A 16513-nucleotide genomic window follows, 5' to 3' on the forward strand; every position below is an offset into this window, starting at 1 on the left:
ATGCCCGAACTACCAGAAGTAGAAACGGTACGCCGTGGTTTAGAGCGGCTGGTTAAAGGAAAAAAGATTGAAAAGGTAGATGTCCGTTATGCCAAGATGATTGGAACGGGGGCAGATTCTTTTGTCTTAGAATTACCGGGGCAAAGCATTGATGCTGTTGGGCGTCGGGGCAAGTATCTGATTTTTTATTTGACGAATTGGGTGCTGATTTCGCATTTGCGTATGGAAGGAAAGTATCTTTTCTATCCTGAAGAGGTCCAGTTGACGAAGCATTCTCATGTAATTTTTCATTTTACAGATGGCAGCAGCCTCGTTTATCAGGATGTTCGGAAATTTGGCACGATGGAGTTGTTGAGAAAAGAACAAATAACATCCTATTTTACTGAGCGAAAGCTAGGACCAGAACCGACTGAATCAGATTTTCATTTACTGCCATTTGAAGCCGCTCTGAAAAAATCTAAGAAATTGATTAAACCTTACCTGCTGGGTCAAACCTTAGTCGCAGGTCTTGGTAATATCTATGTGGATGAGGTATTATGGCGAGCGCAGATTCATCCGGCAAGAGCAGCTCAAAGTCTGACTGCTGGAGAAGCAGAGGAATTACGCAAGCAGATTATTGCAGTCTTGCAGTTTGCTATCAAAAAAGGCGGTTCAACCATTCGCACCTACCGCAATGCTTTGGGAGAAGACGGAACCATGCAGGATTTCCTGCAAGTCTATGGAAAAACAGGCCAACCTTGTACTAGATGCGGTCACGAAATTGAAAAAATCAAACTAGCTGGTCGTGTAACTCACCTTTGTCCATATTGTCAAAAAATGAGGTAGGACATGGCAAAAATAATCGGAATTACAGGCGGTATTGCTTCTGGCAAATCGACAGTCACAAATTATCTCAGGCAAAAGGGCTATCAGGTCATTGATGCGGATCAGGTGGTTCATGAATTGCAGGCGAAAGGCGGTAAACTCTATCAAGCATTGATCAGCTGGCTAGGGTCTGCTATCTTGAACGAAGCAGGTGAGCTTGAGCGTCCTAAACTATCTCAGCTCATTTTTTCTAGCCAAGAAAATTTAGCGAAATCTTCCCAGCTACAAAATGATATCATTCGGCAAGAGTTAGCCAATCGACGCGACCAACTGGCTAAGACTGAGGAGACTTTCTTTATGGATATTCCGCTCTTATTTGAGCAGGATTATGCAGACTGGTTTGATGAGGTTTGGCTGGTTTACGTGAATCCAGAGACACAAATCAAGCGGCTGAAGGCACGAAATGGCTATTCACAAGAAGAAGCGCAGCAACGCCTTGCCAGTCAGATGAAGCTGGAGGATAAAGTTCCTTATGCAGATTTTGTAATCAAGAATGATGGCAATTTAGAAGAGCTGATAGAACAGATTGATAAGAAGCTTAGGAGATTAAGAAATGATGAAAGCAATGGTTTATAGAGGAGGCGATTTGGGGAATGCTTTTGAAGTAAAAGAGATAAAACGCCCAATTCCTAAGGAACACCAGATTCTAGTGAAAGTAAACTATTCTTCTCTAAATAATGTTGACTATGAGCGCTTTAAAGGGAAAAAACTGTCTTTGTTTGCTCGAGCAACCCTTCTTTTTGGAGGTAAAGGAAAAATTTTGGGAGGTGAAGTTTCAGGGCAGGTCGAAGCAGTTGGAGAACAAGTTCAAAACTTTAAAAAAGGAGATGAGGTCTTTGGTCAAACATTAGGTTTCATGGCTTTCGGAGCTTGGGCTGAACATGCTTTACTGGAAAAAAAGCAGACTGTACTTAAACCAAGCTACCTCTCATATGAAGAAGCAGCTGTTTTAGCTAGTGCCTCTAAGACAGCCATAGGCGCTTTATGTACAGGGCAATTGCAGTCTGGTCAGAGTGTCTTAATTTATGGTGCTTCGGGCGGTGTAGGGCACCTTTTAGTGTGTTACGCCAAAGCTTTAGGAGCATCTATAACCGGTGTATGCAGCCAGCGCAATTTGAAGATGGCAACTGATTTGGGATGTGATAGAGTCATTGATTATCAACATGATGACTTTGAGAAAGCAGCAGGAAAGGATGATCTCATTTTAGCCGTTAATGGACATGTTGATTTGAAGATACTAAAGGCACATTTGAAGAAAGATGGTATTCTAGTAGGTGTAGGAGCGAGCTATCTGCCTGCTTCATTCTTGCAATCTTTCTTTTCAAAAAGGGTTCGCTATTTTAGTTACTTTCTAAAACCAAGAGCAGCTTATTATAATGAAATGCAGATGTTAGTGATGAAGAAAGAAATCAAACCTTTCATTGATAAGGTCTATCCCATTACTCAGGTTTCACAAGCTATCCAATATGTGATGAACGAACACCCCCAAGGAAAGATTGCTTTAAGAATGCATTTTTAGTATAGACAAGCCTATATTAGATAGGCTATCATTCAGATGATGCTCAAAGTAGTCTAATAGATTGATTATTGGTTAATGACAAAGGATAAGAATTGTGTCAATTGAACATTGATTATAAAAAATTTTTAAAGACTGGCTGGGAAAATCATTATTAAAAATGCACAACTAGGATCTTCAGAAGAATTAAAAAGGCAGAGTGATGTTTATTATTCTGTGTTATAAACAAGTTGGAAAGAAGATGATTTTATTAAGAATCAAGTGAATTGGAAACGGAATTTATGGATTGCTTGGCTGGGGAACTTTTTTATAGGTGCTAGCCTGTCACTAGTTGTTCCCTTTATGTCTTTGTACGTGGAAGAATTAGGCGCCAGAGGCTCTATGGTTGAATTTTATTCAGGCTTGGCGGTTTCGAGTACAGCTTTGACAGCCGCACTTTTGTCGCCTGTCTGGGGAAGTTTAGCTGATAGGTACGGTCGCAAACCAATGATGATTCGGGCAGCTTTTGCAATGACCTTTACGATGGGAGGCTTGGCTTTTGTACCGAATGTATTTTGGCTCATTGTATTGAGACTGTTAAATGGAGTGTTTTCTGGTTATGTACCGAATAGCACGGCTTTGATTGCCAGCCAAGCACCCAAAAAACATTCTGGATATGCCTTGGGAACATTGTCAACAGGTGTCGTAGCGGGGACTCTGATGGGACCACTCTTAGGAGGAATGGTAGCTCAAAGTTTGGGAATGAGAAATGTTTTCCTTTTGGTTGGATTTTTCTTGTTTGTTGTTACTTTGTGGACCATTTTTGGGATAAAAGAAGATTTTCATCCTGTCTCTAAAGGAAAAGAAGTTTCGACCAAGCAACTATTTCAGCGAATTCCTCAAAAATCAATCCTTTTTGGTTTGTTCATTACTAGCATGGTGATTCAGATGATTGGACAGTCCATTTCCCCTATTTTGACACTTTATATCCGCTCTTTAGGACAAAAAGAAAATTTGTTATTGGTATCTGGTGCAATCGTTTCAGCAATGGGCATTTCAAGCATATTTTCATCTAGTTGGCTGGGAAAATTAGGAGATAAAATGGGAAATCACCGTTTGCTTCTGCTGGCTCTTTTGTATAGTTTTGTAATTTATATTTTCTGTGCGAGGGCTGGTACGCCACTTGAATTGGGAATTTATCGTTTTCTGTTTGGTCTGGGGACGGGTGCGCTTTTGCCTGGAGTTAGCTCTCTGCTCAATAAAATTACTCCCCAAGAAGGTATTTCACGGATTTTCAGTTACAATCAAACCTTCTTTTATATTGGTGGCGTTATTGGACCGTTAATGGGGTCAGCTATTTCTGTTCATTTTGGCTATCATTGGGTTTTCTATAGCACAGCAGGTTTAGCTTTATTGAACTTCTTCTTTTTATTGTTTAGTTTTAGAAAATATTTAGGAGCAAAGGAAATCAGTGCGAGTAAAAATTAATTTAAAGTGTTCTTCTTGCGGCAGTCAGAATTATTTAACGAGTAAAAATATGAAAACACATCCAGAAAAGGTTGAGGTATTAAAATACTGTCCCAAAGAAAGAAAAGTGACCCTACATCTTGAATCAAAATAAATTTTATGGTAGAATAGATGAGATTTTAAGGAGTTTGATATGTATAATTTATTATTAACCATTTTATTGATTTTATCAGTATTTATTTTAATTGCAATTTTTATGCAACCAACCAAAAATCAATCAAGTAATGTATTTGACGCAAGTGCGGGTGATTTGTTTGAACGACCAAAAGCCAGAGGATTTGAAGCAGTTATGCAGCGTTTGACGGGAGTGATGGTTTTCTTTTGGTTGTTGATTGCATTAATGCTGACAATCTTATCTAGTAAATAAAATGGGCTCTGACTTTGTCTTTGCCTATTTTTTCTGTAGTAGATGAGTAAAGGCGACTTAAAGTTTAGAAAACATAAGAAAAAAGGAAAGAATGAAAGAAGAAATTTTAAGCTATTTAAGAGAAAAAAAAGAAGCTAGTATGGATGAACTGGCGCAGGGATTAGGGAAAGAAAAGGCGAAAGACTTTAGAAACCTAGTCAAAACGATTTCTGAAATGGAGCGAAAACGTCAGCTGGCCTTTAGCGATGCAGGGAAAATCCAGCTTCGCAAAGAAAAGCAAATGCTTACCTTGAAAGGAATCTTTCACGCCCATAAAAATGGCTTTGGTTTTGTTACCTTAAATGAAGAAGAGGATGATCTTTTTATTGGTCGCAATGATGTCAACTATGCGATTGATGGTGATACGGTAGAAGTTGCAATCACTAAGGTTGCAGATCGCAGCAAGGGAACATCTGCTGAAGCCAAGGTTATTGATGTTTTGGAACACAGCTTGAAAACAGCAGTGGGTCAGCTTATCTTAGACGAAGAGAAGCCTAAGTATGCTGGCTATATTCGGTCAAAAAATCAGAAAATCAGTCAACCTATTTATATTAAGAAGCCTGCTTTGATTTTGGATGGAACAGAGATTTTAAAAGTAGAGATTGATAAATATCCAACTAAAAAGCATGACTTTTTTGTAGCTAATGTTTTAGATGTGGTCGGTCATAAGGATGATCCAGGAATTGATGTTCTGGAAGTTTTGGAGTCCATGGATATTGTGTCTGAGTTTCCAGAAAGAGTTTTGAAGGAAGCATCAACGATTCCAGAGGCGCTGTCTGAAAAAGATTTTGAAGGACGTTTAGATCTGCGTAATGAAATTACCTTTACCATTGACGGGGCGGATGCGAAAGATTTGGATGATGCAGTTCATATCAAGAAGCTATCAAATGGACATTTTGAACTGGGAGTTCATATTGCAGATGTTTCTTACTATGTTCAAGAAGGTTCTGAATTGGACAAGGAAGCCCTCAACCGAGCGACATCGGTTTATGTGACTGACCGTGTAATACCGATGCTACCTGAGCGTTTGTCAAATGGCATTTGCTCGCTCAATCCTAATGTAGATCGACTGACGCAATCGGCTATCATGGAGATTAATCAAAAAGGTCAAGTTATCAAGCATACTATTACTCAAACAATCATTAAAACTACTTTTCGTATGACCTATAGCGATGTGAATGACATGATTGCAGGAGATGAGGAAAAACGAGCAGCTTTTAAAGCGATTTTACCGAGTGTTGAAGCAATGGTGGAACTTCATACAATTCTTGAGCGGATGCGATACAAACGTGGAGCTCTTAATTTTGATACGAAAGAAGCTAAAATTTTGGTCAATAAGACCGGGCGTCCAGTAGATATTGTTTTGCGCCAGCGTGGACTTGCGGAGCGTATGATTGAGTCCTTTATGCTAGTCGCCAATGAAACAGTGGCGGAGCATTTTGCTACGTTAAACCTGCCCTTTATTTATCGGATTCACGAAGAACCTAAGGCTGAAAAAGTACAAAAGTTTATTGACTATGCTTCTACTTTTGGCGTTCGGGTTTACGGAACTGCTAATTCTATGAGCCAATCTGCCCTTCAGGATATTATGAAAGCAGTCCACGGTCAGCCTTATGAGGAAGTGCTGTCTATGATGCTTTTGCGCTCCATGCAGCAGGCTCGTTACTCAGAGCACAACCACGGTCATTATGGTTTGGCAGCCGAGTTTTATACTCACTTTACTAGTCCGATTCGCCGTTATCCAGACCTTTTGGTTCACCGTATGGTGCGCGATTACGGGCGTTCTAAGAAAATAGCAGAGCATTTTGAGCAAGTCATTCCAGACATTGCCAGTCAGTCTTCCAGCAGGGAACGGCGAGCTATTGAAGCAGAGCGAGAAGTAGAAGCTATGAAAAAGGCTGAGTTTATGGAAGAATTTGTGGGAGAAGAATTTGATGGTATTGTGTCAAGCGTTGTTAAATTCGGTCTTTTTGTTGAACTTCCAAACACAGTTGAAGGTTTGATTCATGTAACCAAGCTGCCAGAATTTTTCCACTACAATGAACGCAATCTAACTTTACAGGGTGAAAAGTCAGGTGTTGTTTTCCGTGTCGGTCAACAGATTCACATTAAGCTAGTTCGGGCTGATAAGGCTACGGGAGAGATTGACTTTGAATACCTACCTAGTGAATATGACGTGATTGAAAAGAGAAAGCAATCCAATCGTGATAGGCGTCAACAGTCGCATCAAGATAACAGAGAACGAAGAGACAAATCTCCGAAAGGAAAAGTTCCTAGGGATAAGAAATTAAAGAAAAACAAGGGCAAGAACCCCTTTTATAAAGAAGTGGTAAAGAAAGGAAGCAAGAATGGCAAAGGGAGAAGGAAAGGTCGTAGCGCAAAATAAAAAAGCACGACACGACTATACGATTGTTGATACGATTGAAACGGGCATGGTTCTGACCGGAACTGAAATCAAAAGTGTGCGGGCTGCACGAATTAACCTGAAAGACGGCTTTGCTCAAGTCAAAAACGGAGAGGTCTGGCTCAGTAATGTTCACATCGCTCCCTATGAGGAGGGCAATATCTGGAATCAAGATCCTGAACGTAGGAGAAAATTGCTATTGCATAAAAAGCAAATCCAGAAATTAGAGCAGGAAACCAAAGGAACTGGAATGACTTTGGTTCCCCTCAAAGTTTATCTTAAGGACGGTTATGCCAAGTTACTTTTAGGATTGGCTAAAGGGAAACACGACTATGACAAGCGTGAATCCATTAAACTTCGTGAGCAAAATAGAGACATTGCTCGGACGATGAAGGCTTATAATGTGAGATAATATACAAGATGTAAAAATCGGAAGTTGTTTCCGATTTTTTAGTAGTTCGAGGTAGTTGATTGGTCAATCTTTATCAAAAACCCTTTTCTAACATGGCAAAAGCTGAGAAATTTTTTCAGCTTTTTATTTGTTTTACGAATAAATAGATAAAGCAAATTTTCATTCAACTTAGGAGGAAAGATGTTAGAGACAATCATTGAAAAGATGAAAGAGTATAAAATTTTGATTGGTTTAAGTTTGATTGGTTTGATAATAGCAGGATTTTTTATGATAAATGGTCAATCTAGTAGACGATCAAATGTAGCAGAGCTCGCACAGGAAACGGTTACGAGTTCGGAGGCAGAATTAGAAGAAATTTCAACTGGAACGAAGAAAAACTCACAGAAAGAAAAAGCAGAGCCTCAAACGAGTTCAAGTGCAGAATCAGAATTTTTAACTGTAGATGTCAAGGGTGCAGTCAAAAATCCAGGTATTTATCAACTGAAAAAGACTAGCCGTATCAATGATGCGATTCAAAAAGCAGGTGGTTTAACGACAGACGCTGACAGCAAATCTATCAATTTGGCGCAAAAACTAACGGATGAAGCTGTTGTTTATGTGGCAACTGTGGGTGAGAATGCGGCAAGTGTTGCAAGTGGAACAGGACAATCTTCAACGTTAGGAACTAGTGAAGTCGCATCGCAAAAAGGAAATAAGGTCAACTTAAATACTGCCAATTTATCGGAATTGCAAACTGTTTCTGGTATTGGTCAAAAACGTGCGCAAGATATTTTAGATTATCGTGAGGCAAACGGGAAATTTAATTCAGTTGATGACCTGAAAAATGTATCAGGAGTTGGTGCCAAAACACTAGAAAAATTGAAAGAATATGTCACAGTGGATTAAAAGATTTCCGATTAAGCCAATTTACATAGCTTTTTTGCTTGTCTGGTTATATTTTGCAATCTATCAAAGTAGCTGGTTAGCATGGCTTGGTTTTATCTTTCTAGGGATTCGTCTTTTTCGATTTTATTCACCGAAAGAATGTTTCATGACCTTCATGATCCTCTCTTGTTTTGCTGGTTTTTTCTTTGTTCGTAGGGAGATAGCAGAGCAGAAGACGAAAGTAGAACCTTCTCCTATAAGACAAGTGGCAGTTCTACCTGACACGATTAAGGTAAATGGAGATTCGCTTTCTTTCCGTGGTAAAACAAATGGGCAGACTTATCAAGTTTACTACAAATTGAAATCAAAGGAAGAACAATTGGCTTTTCAAAATCTCTCTAGTTTGGTTACATTGACAGTTGAGGGAGAATTTGAAATCCCTGAGAAGAAGCGTAATTTTGATGGTTTTGATTACCAATCTTATTTAAAAACGCAAGGGATTTATCGAATTTTAAAAGTAGATACCATTTTATCGAGCCAAGATAGAATCAGCTTGCACCCTTTGGAGTGGCTCTCTAGCTGGCGAAGAAAGGCACTGGTATTTATCAAGAACCATTTTCCAAATCCGATGAGTAATTACATGACGGGGCTCTTATTTGGCGCCTTGGATACAGCCTTTGACGAAATGAGCAATCTTTATTCTAGCTTGGGAATTATTCATTTATTTGCGCTGTCTGGCATGCAAGTTGGCTTTTTTATGGAGGGATTTCGCAAGTTACTGTTAAGGCTGGGGTTCACACAAGAAATGGTTCGTAAATGCCAATATCCATTTTCTTTCTTTTATGCGGGAATGACTGGATTTTCAGTATCCGTTGTACGGAGCTTAATTCAGAAATTATTATCGCAACATGGTATCACTAAGTTAGATAATTTTGCTTTAACGATGATGATATTGTCCTTGATTATGCCGTCCTTTCTTTTGTCGGCAGGAGGAGTTCTCTCCTGTGCTTATGCTTTTGTCATTAGTGTGATAGATTTTGAAGGTCTGGCTTCTTGGCGAAAAGTTGTTGTAGAGAGTAGCGTTATTTCACTTGGTGTTTTACCAATTCTAATCTTTTACTTTGGTGAATTTCAACCTTGGTCTATTTTGTTGATATTTGTTTTTTCACTGATTTTTGATGCAATGATGCTACCAGGCTTGATGTTTATTTTTCTTTTTTCGCCTTTGATAAAGCTGACTCAAGTCAATTTTCTATTTGAAGGGTTAGAAAATAGTATTCGTTGGATAGCAAGTGCCTTTGGTAAACCAATCGTTTTTGGGCAGCCCAGCCCGCTTTTGCTGATTATTATGCTGCTTGTATTGGCTATTTTGTATGATGTTAGAAAAAATAAAAAATGGGTAATATTTCTTAGTCTGTTTCTTTCATTACTCTTTTTTGTAACTAAATTTCCTTTGCAAAACGAGATCACAATGGTGGATGTCGGGCAAGCAGATAGTATTTTTCTGAGAGACTGGAAAGGAAAAAATGTATTGATTGATGTTGGCGGACGTGAGGAAATTAGAACAAAAGAAGTTTGGCAAAAACGAGCAATTAGCTCAAATGCAGAAAAAATTTTGATTCCTTATCTAAAAAGTCGTGGCGTAGATACGATTGATACTTTAGTCTTAACAAATCCTAATCCAGATTATGCAGGAGATGTATTAGAAGTTGCTAAAAAGTTTGCAATAAAGAAAATTTATATTTCCAGAAGTAGTCTAAGCAATGCAGATTTCCTAAAGAAATTAAGGGAGACAAATACATTCATTCATGTCGTAAAACAAGGTGACAAACTTCCTATTTTTGATCATCATTTGCAAGTTCTTTCGGGTGCTAGCAAGAACGACCATTCGATTGTTTTATATGGTCAGTTTTTCCGTACAAGATTTTTATTTGCAAGCGATTTGAAAGAAGAAGAGGAAGCAAAGTTGATGCAACATTATCCAAAGTTGAAAACAGATGTCTTGAAAGTCGGGCAACATGGAGCTAAAAGTTCATCAAGTTCAAAGTTTTTGCAACAAATAGAACCAACGGTTGCGCTCATTTCTGTCGGGAAAAATAATCAATCTAAGCAACCTAGTCAAGATACAATAGAGCGATTTGCACAATTGCCTGCTAAACTCTATCGGACAGATGAACAAGGGGCAGTTAAATTTTCAGGGTGGACAAACTGGCGATTAGAAACGGTCAAGTAATTGTTCTCTAAAAATTAATTTCCGTTGATTTATTAGGGAAAGTATGATATTCCTATTAGAAATTAAAATGTTAGGAGATTTATGATATTTACAGCTTATAAAAAGTTTTGGACTCACTATGCTGATTTTGAAGGAAAATCAACTAGATCTGACTATTGGTGGTCTGTTTTGTGCAATGTTTTGATTACACTTCCATTTGGTATTATGGCTTTTGGGTCAATTTTGGTTGCAATCTTCAATGTTGTACAGCAAGCGACTTATTATGATTATGAAGGAGAATTTGATCCAAGTATTTTTATAAGTAGTTTAGGTTCCGAATTTTTTATCATTATTTTATTGAGTGTTTTTGGGATAGCAACTTTAGTCCCAAATTTGGCGATTATGTGCGTCGTTTGCGGGATGCTGGCTATCATTGGGCATTTATCTTTTTATATGCAGGTCCTATACTTTTGATGTGGGTTCCAATTTTAAATATTTTAGCTGCCGTTGCTATGTTACTATGTTCTATCGCTCTAATTGTCCTACTTTGTATGCCAACTAAAGAAGTGAAAACATCTACGGTTCACCAAGGACAATTTACGACACAACAAGCACAATCTCAGCAACAACCTGTTCAAGCATAACAATTTACTTAACCACAAGAATAAGCAGTTGAACCTGAAACAACACCAACTCAATCTCAACAAGAATCTGCGATTACCATTGAAACTCCAGAACAAGTTGTTCAATCAGATGAGAAAGAGTTGGACTCAGCTATCTCTGAAGATAACTAAACTAGAAATGCTCCAATAATGCATTGGGGTGTTTTTTAGAAATGACGATTTTTTTAATATCATTTTTAGGAATTTATTCATGAATAAGCCAATCTTATATCTCTTTTATCCCATTAGAGAAATGACCTATTTAAGCCAATTTTTAGTCTTTATTTGGATCGTTGTGATAATCAATGAAAAAGCAAATGATAGCAATCGCAAAAATAAATAATCCAAATCCGATAATAGTTTTTATTATGATATTTGAAAAGTAAAATAAAGCAATAACCAAAAGTAAAAATACAATAAACCAAGACCACATAAAATTGCTCCCTTCTCAATTTATTATAACATAAAGGAATATTCTGAATAATTGTAATCCTTGATTTTATTCGATTGTTTAGATAGAAAAGCATAGTTTGATTTCATAGGATTTTGTCAAAAGGGATGTCTCTACACAAAAAGTCAGCTAAATGAAGGAAAATTTGGTATGATAAAGATAATTATGTAGCTAGGAGAATGACCATGGAAAATAAGGTACGCTATAATTGGGCAACTTTAGGTACAGGTGTGATTGCTAATGAATTGGCACAGGCCTTGGAGAAATTGGGTGGAAAACTCTATTCTGTTGCCAATCGAACGTATGCAAAAGGTGTGGATTTTGCACAGAAATATGGTATTGAAAAAGTTTATGATCAGATTGATGATGTATTTAAGGACGAAAATGTGGACATTATCTATATTTCCACACCACATAATACGCATATTGATTTTTTACGAAAAGCATTAAAAAACGGGAAACACGTTTTATGTGAGAAGTCCATTACGCTCAATTCAGAAGAATTGGAAGAAGCAGTTTTATTAGCCGAACAAGAACATGTCGTTTTGGCAGAAGCGATGACGATTTACCACATGCCAATCTATCGAAAATTGAACAACATCATCTCCAGTGGTCAATTAGGTGATTTAAAAATGATTCAAATGAACTTTGGTAGCTACAAAGAATATGATATGACAAATCGTTTCTTTAATCGTCAGCTTGCTGGCGGTGCACTGTTAGATATTGGCGTGTATGCCTTGTCATTTGTTCGGTGGTTTATGACATCTAGCCCTAACCAAGTCCTTTCGCAAGTGAAATTTGCACCAACGGGTGTCGATGAGCAAGCAGGGATTCTTCTAACGAATGCCGAAGGAGAAATGGCGACTTTGACCTTGAGCCTCCATGCTAAACAGCCCAAGCGTGGAACAATTGCTTATGATAAAGGCTATATTGAAATATATGAATATCCTCGAGGACAAAAGGCGGTTATTACCTATACGGGGGACGGGCATCAAGAAATCATTGAAGTTGGAAAGACGAGTGATGCTTTAATGTATGAAATTCTTGATATGGAAGAAGCAGTAGCTGGTGACAAAAATGAGATGTATTTGGATTATAGTCGTGATGTCATGAAAATCATGACGGATTTGCGAAAAGAGTGGGGCATGACTTATCCAGAGGAAGAAAAATAACGATATAGAACAGGAGAAACAATGGAACACTCAGCTTGGCATAGTTTGATTAAGCAACAATTACCTGATGGTTATTTTGGTAAAATTAATTATTTTTTAAATCAGGTTTATTCATCAGGCACAATCTATCCGCCGCGTGAAAAAGTATTTAATGCGATACAAACGACGGATTTAGCAGATGTAAAAGTAGTGATTTTGGGACAAGACCCTTATCATGGTCCGCGTCAAGCGCAGGGGCTGAGCTTTTCAGTACCAGATGATATTCCAGCGCCGCCTTCTCTTCAAAATATTTTGAAAGAGTTAGCAGATGACATTGGCATCAAAGAATCTCATGATTTGACACCATGGGCACGGCAAGGAGTCTTGCTGCTGAATGCCAGTTTGACTGTTCCTGCTGGGCAAGCAAATGGACATGCCGGTCAAATCTGGGAACCGTTTACGGATGCTGTGATTAAGGTTGTCAATGAAAAAGATACACCTGTTGTCTTTATACTCTGGGGCTCTTATGCACGCAAGAAAAAAGCCTTGATAACTAATCCTAGACATCTCATTTTAGAATCTCCTCATCCGAGTCCCTTATCCGCTCATCGTGGATTTTTTGGCAGCAAACCTTTTTCTAAAACAAATGCCTTTCTAACATCTCAAGGGATAGAGCCGATAAATTGGTTATTATAAGTAGTTTTATATAGTGGTATTTTCGAAAGGAGAAAAATGGTTAAGTTAGCAACGATTTGCTATATTGACAACGGCAAAGAATTTTTATTGCTACATCGAAATAAAAAGCCTAATGATGTTCATGCTGGTAAGTGGATTGGTGTTGGGGGTAAATTAGAGAAAGGTGAAACGCCGCAGGAGTGCGCTGTAAGAGAAATCTTTGAAGAAACAGGTTTGCGGGTCAATAAGCCAGTATTAAAAGGTATTATCACGTTTCCAGATTTTACACCTAACCATGATTGGTATACCTATGTATTTAAAGTGACGGAGTTTGAGGGAGACTTGATTGACTGCGATGAGGGGACTTTGGAATGGGTGCCTTATGAACAAGTTTTGTCCAAACCAACTTGGGAGGGAGATCATACGTTTCTATCTTGGATTTTAGAAGATAAACCATTCTTCTCGGCTAAATTTTCTTACAAAGGAGAGAAGTTGGTGGAGAGTCATGTTGATTTTTATGGAGAATAAGGAGAAAAGTACATGTTGTTAATTAAAAATGGTCGTGTCATGGACCCTAAGTCTGGTTTAGATCAGATTTGCGATGTTTTGGTTAAGGATAAAAAAATTCTTAAAATTGGTCAGGATTTGAAGGCAGAAAACGCTCAGGCGATTGATGCGACTGGATTGGTGGTGGCGCCAGGGCTGATTGATATTCATGTTCATTTTCGTGAACCTGGTCAGACGCATAAAGAAGACATTCATACGGGTGCTTTAGCTGCGGCAGCGGGCGGATTTACAACGGTTGTCATGATGGCAAATACCACTCCAACGATTTCAACAGTAGAGACGTTGAAAGAAGTATTAGAATCTGCCAATCGTGAAAACATTCATATTAAGTCTATCGCGACCATTACAAAGAATTTTGATGGACAGCATTTGACAGATTTCAAAGCGCTTTTGGAAGCGGGAGCTATTGGTTTTTCAGATGACGGAATTCCATTAAAAAGTACAAAAATAGTACGCGAAGCTTTGGAAGAAGCTGACCAAAATGGTACATTTATCTGCCTTCACGAAGAAGACCCAGAACTCAATGGTATCCTTGGGTTTAATGAGCAGATTGCCAAAGAACATTTTGGATTTTGCGGTGCCACAGGTGTTGCTGAATATAGTATGATTGCGCGTGACGTGATGATTGCTCATGCAACCAATACTCATATTCATATCCAGCATTTATCAAAAGCAGAAAGTGTGAAAGTCGTGGAATTCGCTCAGCGATTGGGCACTCACGTAACAGCAGAAGCAGCGCCCCAGCATTTTTCTAAGACAGAAGAGCTATTGTTGTTAAAAGGTAGCAATGCCAAGATGAACCCGCCACTTCGTTTGGAATCAGATCGTTTAGCTGTCATTGAAGGGCTTAAGTCTGGAGTTATTTCAGTCATTGCGACAGACCATGCACCTCATCACTCTGATGAAAAGAATGTAAAAGACATCACCAAAGCACCGTCTGGTATGACAGGTCTAGAAACGTCACTTTCGCTTGGTTTGACTTATTTGGTGGAAGCAGGTCATTTGACACTCATGCAGTTGCTGGAAAAAATGACAATTAACCCAGCGCAACTCTATGATTTTGAAGCGGGCTACCTTGCTGAGAATGGACCAGCAGATCTCACCATTTTCGATGCAGATGCTGAACGCATGATAACAGAAGATTTTGTCTCAAAAGCAGCTAATTCACCATTTATCGGTGAAAAATTAAAAGGTGTTGTTCACTATACGATCTGTGATGGGCAAATTGTCTATGGAAGCAAATCATCATAACAAGCATAAGGTTGGAAGTGTTTTTCAACCTTATTGTATTTTAAATTTCTTATAATTTTTAGAAAATTTTCTGTTTATTAGGATAAAAAATGATACAATAGAGAAGTTAAAATAGTCCCGAAAAGGTAGTCAAAGGTTAAATATTAACCATAGAGACTAGTGCTTTGTAACTTTTTAACGTAAGTCTGTTTACAGATTTTCAAGTAACTTCCTAGCAATAATAGAATTTTTAGGAGGGAATATTTCATTAAAAGGGGGACATGAATATGTCAGAACGTAAACTTTTCACGTCTGAATCTGTATCTGAAGGACATCCAGATAAGATTGCAGACCAAATTTCAGATGCTATTTTAGATGCTATCTTGGAGCAGGATCCAGAAGCTCATGTGGCTGCTGAGACAGCTGTCTACACAGGCTCTGTCCATGTTTTTGGGGAAATCTCTACCAATGCTTATGTGGATATTAACCGCATAGTTCGCGATACAATTGCAGAGATTGGTTATACAAAAGCTGAATATGGTTTTTCAGCAGAAACAGTGGGGGTGCATCCGTCGCTTGTTGAGCAATCACCAGATATCGCTCAAGGGGTGAATGAAGCCCTTGAAATTCGTGGAAATACTGAACAAGATCCACTTGATTTGATTGGTGCCGGTGATCAGGGGCTGATGTTTGGTTTTGCTGTAGATGAAACACCTGAACTAATGCCGTTGCCCATTTCTCTCAGTCACAAATTAGTCCGTCGTTTAGCAGAGCTTCGCAAGTCTGGAGAAATTTCCTATCTTCGTCCGGATGCAAAATCTCAAGTAACGGTTGAATACGATGAAAATGACCAACCAGTGCGCGTGGATACTGTTGTTATTTCCACTCAACATGACCCAGAAGTAAGCAATGAGCAGATTCATCAAGATGTGATTGAAAAGGTCATTAAAGAAGTAGTTCCAGCAGAGTATTTGGATGAAAAAAGTAAGTTTTTCATCAATCCAACTGGTCGCTTTGTTATTGGTGGACCTCAAGGAGATTCTGGTTTAACTGGACGTAAGATTATCGTTGATACATACGGTGGTTATGCACGCCACGGAGGTGGGGCTTTCTCTGGAAAAGATGCCACAAAAGTCGATCGTTCCGCTTCTTATGCAGCGCGTTATATTGCCAAGAATATTGTTGCAGCAGGATTAGCTAAGAAAGTAGAAGTTCAGCTAGCCTATGCTATCGGAGTCGCACATCCAGTATCAGTCCGCATTGATACTTTTGGTACAGGTGTAGTTTCAGAAAGTAAGATTCAAGAAGCAGTTCGACAAATCTTTGACCTTCGTCCAGCTGGTATTATTCAAATGCTTGATTTGAAACGACCAATTTACCGTCAGACTGCTGCCTATGGGCACATGGGACGTACGGATATTGACCTGCCGTGGGAAAAACTTGATAAAGTAGATGCTTTGAAAGCAGCTGTGAAATAACAAGTAGGTCGCTTAGACTAAAAATCTTTAGTTTCAAAATAAACCAGTAGCGCAGTTGGCTGATTACTCAAAGCAGGACTTGGATATAGCGAACAGAGCTTGTGCTAAGCAAGTC

General features: G+C 38.7%; 17 protein-coding genes. All 17 read left to right on the top strand.

The features are described 5' to 3' along the window. The 17 genes from mutM (at nucleotide 1) to metK (ending at nucleotide 16398) form a co-directional block, all read left to right on the top strand. Nucleotides 1-825: a DNA-formamidopyrimidine glycosylase gene (mutM, locus tag EHW89_RS04005; protein WP_126466809.1), complete on the top strand. Its 825-nt coding sequence runs from the start codon at nucleotides 1-3 to the stop codon at nucleotides 823-825. Between the two features lie 3 nt (nucleotides 826-828). After that, entirely contained in the window at nucleotides 829-1440 is a 612-nt protein-coding gene (gene coaE / locus EHW89_RS04010; RefSeq protein ID WP_126466811.1) for a dephospho-CoA kinase, read from the top strand. Next, nucleotides 1418-2383 (top strand): NAD(P)-dependent alcohol dehydrogenase, encoded by a 966-nt coding sequence (locus EHW89_RS04015; protein WP_126466813.1) that lies wholly within the window; start codon nucleotides 1418-1420, stop codon nucleotides 2381-2383. The genes coaE and EHW89_RS04015 overlap by 23 nt, the downstream gene beginning before the upstream one ends. A gap of 258 nt (nucleotides 2384-2641) precedes the next feature. Then, complete coding sequence (locus tag EHW89_RS04020) at nucleotides 2642-3847, top strand: multidrug efflux MFS transporter (RefSeq protein WP_180757762.1); 1206 nt, start codon at nucleotides 2642-2644, stop codon at nucleotides 3845-3847. Further along, nucleotides 3831-3980: a 50S ribosomal protein L33 gene (rpmG, locus tag EHW89_RS04025; protein WP_003024746.1), complete on the top strand. Its 150-nt coding sequence runs from the start codon at nucleotides 3831-3833 to the stop codon at nucleotides 3978-3980. The genes EHW89_RS04020 and rpmG overlap by 17 nt, the downstream gene beginning before the upstream one ends. A 39-nt stretch (nucleotides 3981-4019) precedes the next feature. After that, on the top strand, nucleotides 4020-4253 hold the full coding sequence (secG, locus tag EHW89_RS04030) for a preprotein translocase subunit SecG (protein ID WP_003024744.1): 234 nt from the start codon (nucleotides 4020-4022) through the stop codon (nucleotides 4251-4253). Between the two features lie 91 nt (nucleotides 4254-4344). Continuing rightward, the gene (gene rnr, locus EHW89_RS04035; RefSeq protein WP_126466815.1) at nucleotides 4345-6678 is read left to right on the top strand and encodes a ribonuclease R; all 2334 of its coding nucleotides are present in this window, start codon (nucleotides 4345-4347) and stop codon (nucleotides 6676-6678) included. Continuing rightward, entirely contained in the window at nucleotides 6641-7108 is a 468-nt protein-coding gene (gene smpB / locus EHW89_RS04040) for an SsrA-binding protein SmpB (RefSeq protein WP_022526922.1), read from the top strand. Before rnr ends, smpB begins: the two co-directional genes overlap by 38 nt. A 180-nt stretch (nucleotides 7109-7288) precedes the next feature. Continuing rightward, on the top strand, nucleotides 7289-7993 hold the full coding sequence (locus tag EHW89_RS04045) for a helix-hairpin-helix domain-containing protein (protein ID WP_126466817.1): 705 nt from the start codon (nucleotides 7289-7291) through the stop codon (nucleotides 7991-7993). Next, the gene (locus EHW89_RS04050; protein ID WP_126466819.1) at nucleotides 7977-10205 is read left to right on the top strand and encodes a DNA internalization-related competence protein ComEC/Rec2; all 2229 of its coding nucleotides are present in this window, start codon (nucleotides 7977-7979) and stop codon (nucleotides 10203-10205) included. Before EHW89_RS04045 ends, EHW89_RS04050 begins: the two co-directional genes overlap by 17 nt. Nucleotides 10206-10286: 81 nt before the next feature. Beyond that, entirely contained in the window at nucleotides 10287-10658 is a 372-nt protein-coding gene (locus tag EHW89_RS04055) for a DUF805 domain-containing protein (protein WP_223350767.1), read from the top strand. Continuing rightward, entirely contained in the window at nucleotides 10658-10828 is a 171-nt protein-coding gene (locus EHW89_RS09505) for a hypothetical protein (protein ID WP_226997586.1), read from the top strand. Before EHW89_RS04055 ends, EHW89_RS09505 begins: the two co-directional genes overlap by 1 nt. Before the next feature lie 654 nt (nucleotides 10829-11482). Continuing rightward, a complete protein-coding gene (locus EHW89_RS04060) occupies nucleotides 11483-12469 on the top strand; it encodes a Gfo/Idh/MocA family protein (RefSeq protein WP_126466821.1) in 987 nt (328 codons plus the stop codon). 21 nt (nucleotides 12470-12490) lie between these two features. Further along, complete coding sequence (locus EHW89_RS04065; protein WP_126466823.1) at nucleotides 12491-13144, top strand: uracil-DNA glycosylase; 654 nt, start codon at nucleotides 12491-12493, stop codon at nucleotides 13142-13144. Between the two features lie 36 nt (nucleotides 13145-13180). Then, nucleotides 13181-13651, top strand: a complete 471-nt coding sequence (locus EHW89_RS04070) for an NUDIX hydrolase (protein ID WP_003031692.1) — start codon at nucleotides 13181-13183, stop codon at nucleotides 13649-13651. 12 nt (nucleotides 13652-13663) lie between these two features. Then, on the top strand, nucleotides 13664-14941 hold the full coding sequence (locus EHW89_RS04075) for a dihydroorotase (RefSeq protein WP_126466825.1): 1278 nt from the start codon (nucleotides 13664-13666) through the stop codon (nucleotides 14939-14941). A gap of 266 nt (nucleotides 14942-15207) precedes the next feature. Beyond that, the gene (metK, locus tag EHW89_RS04080; protein WP_126466827.1) at nucleotides 15208-16398 is read left to right on the top strand and encodes a methionine adenosyltransferase; all 1191 of its coding nucleotides are present in this window, start codon (nucleotides 15208-15210) and stop codon (nucleotides 16396-16398) included. Nucleotides 16399-16513: the final 115 nt, after the last annotated feature.

The sequence above is a fragment of the Streptococcus periodonticum genome, from assembly GCF_003963555.1.
Classification (GTDB): domain Bacteria; phylum Bacillota; class Bacilli; order Lactobacillales; family Streptococcaceae; genus Streptococcus; species Streptococcus anginosus.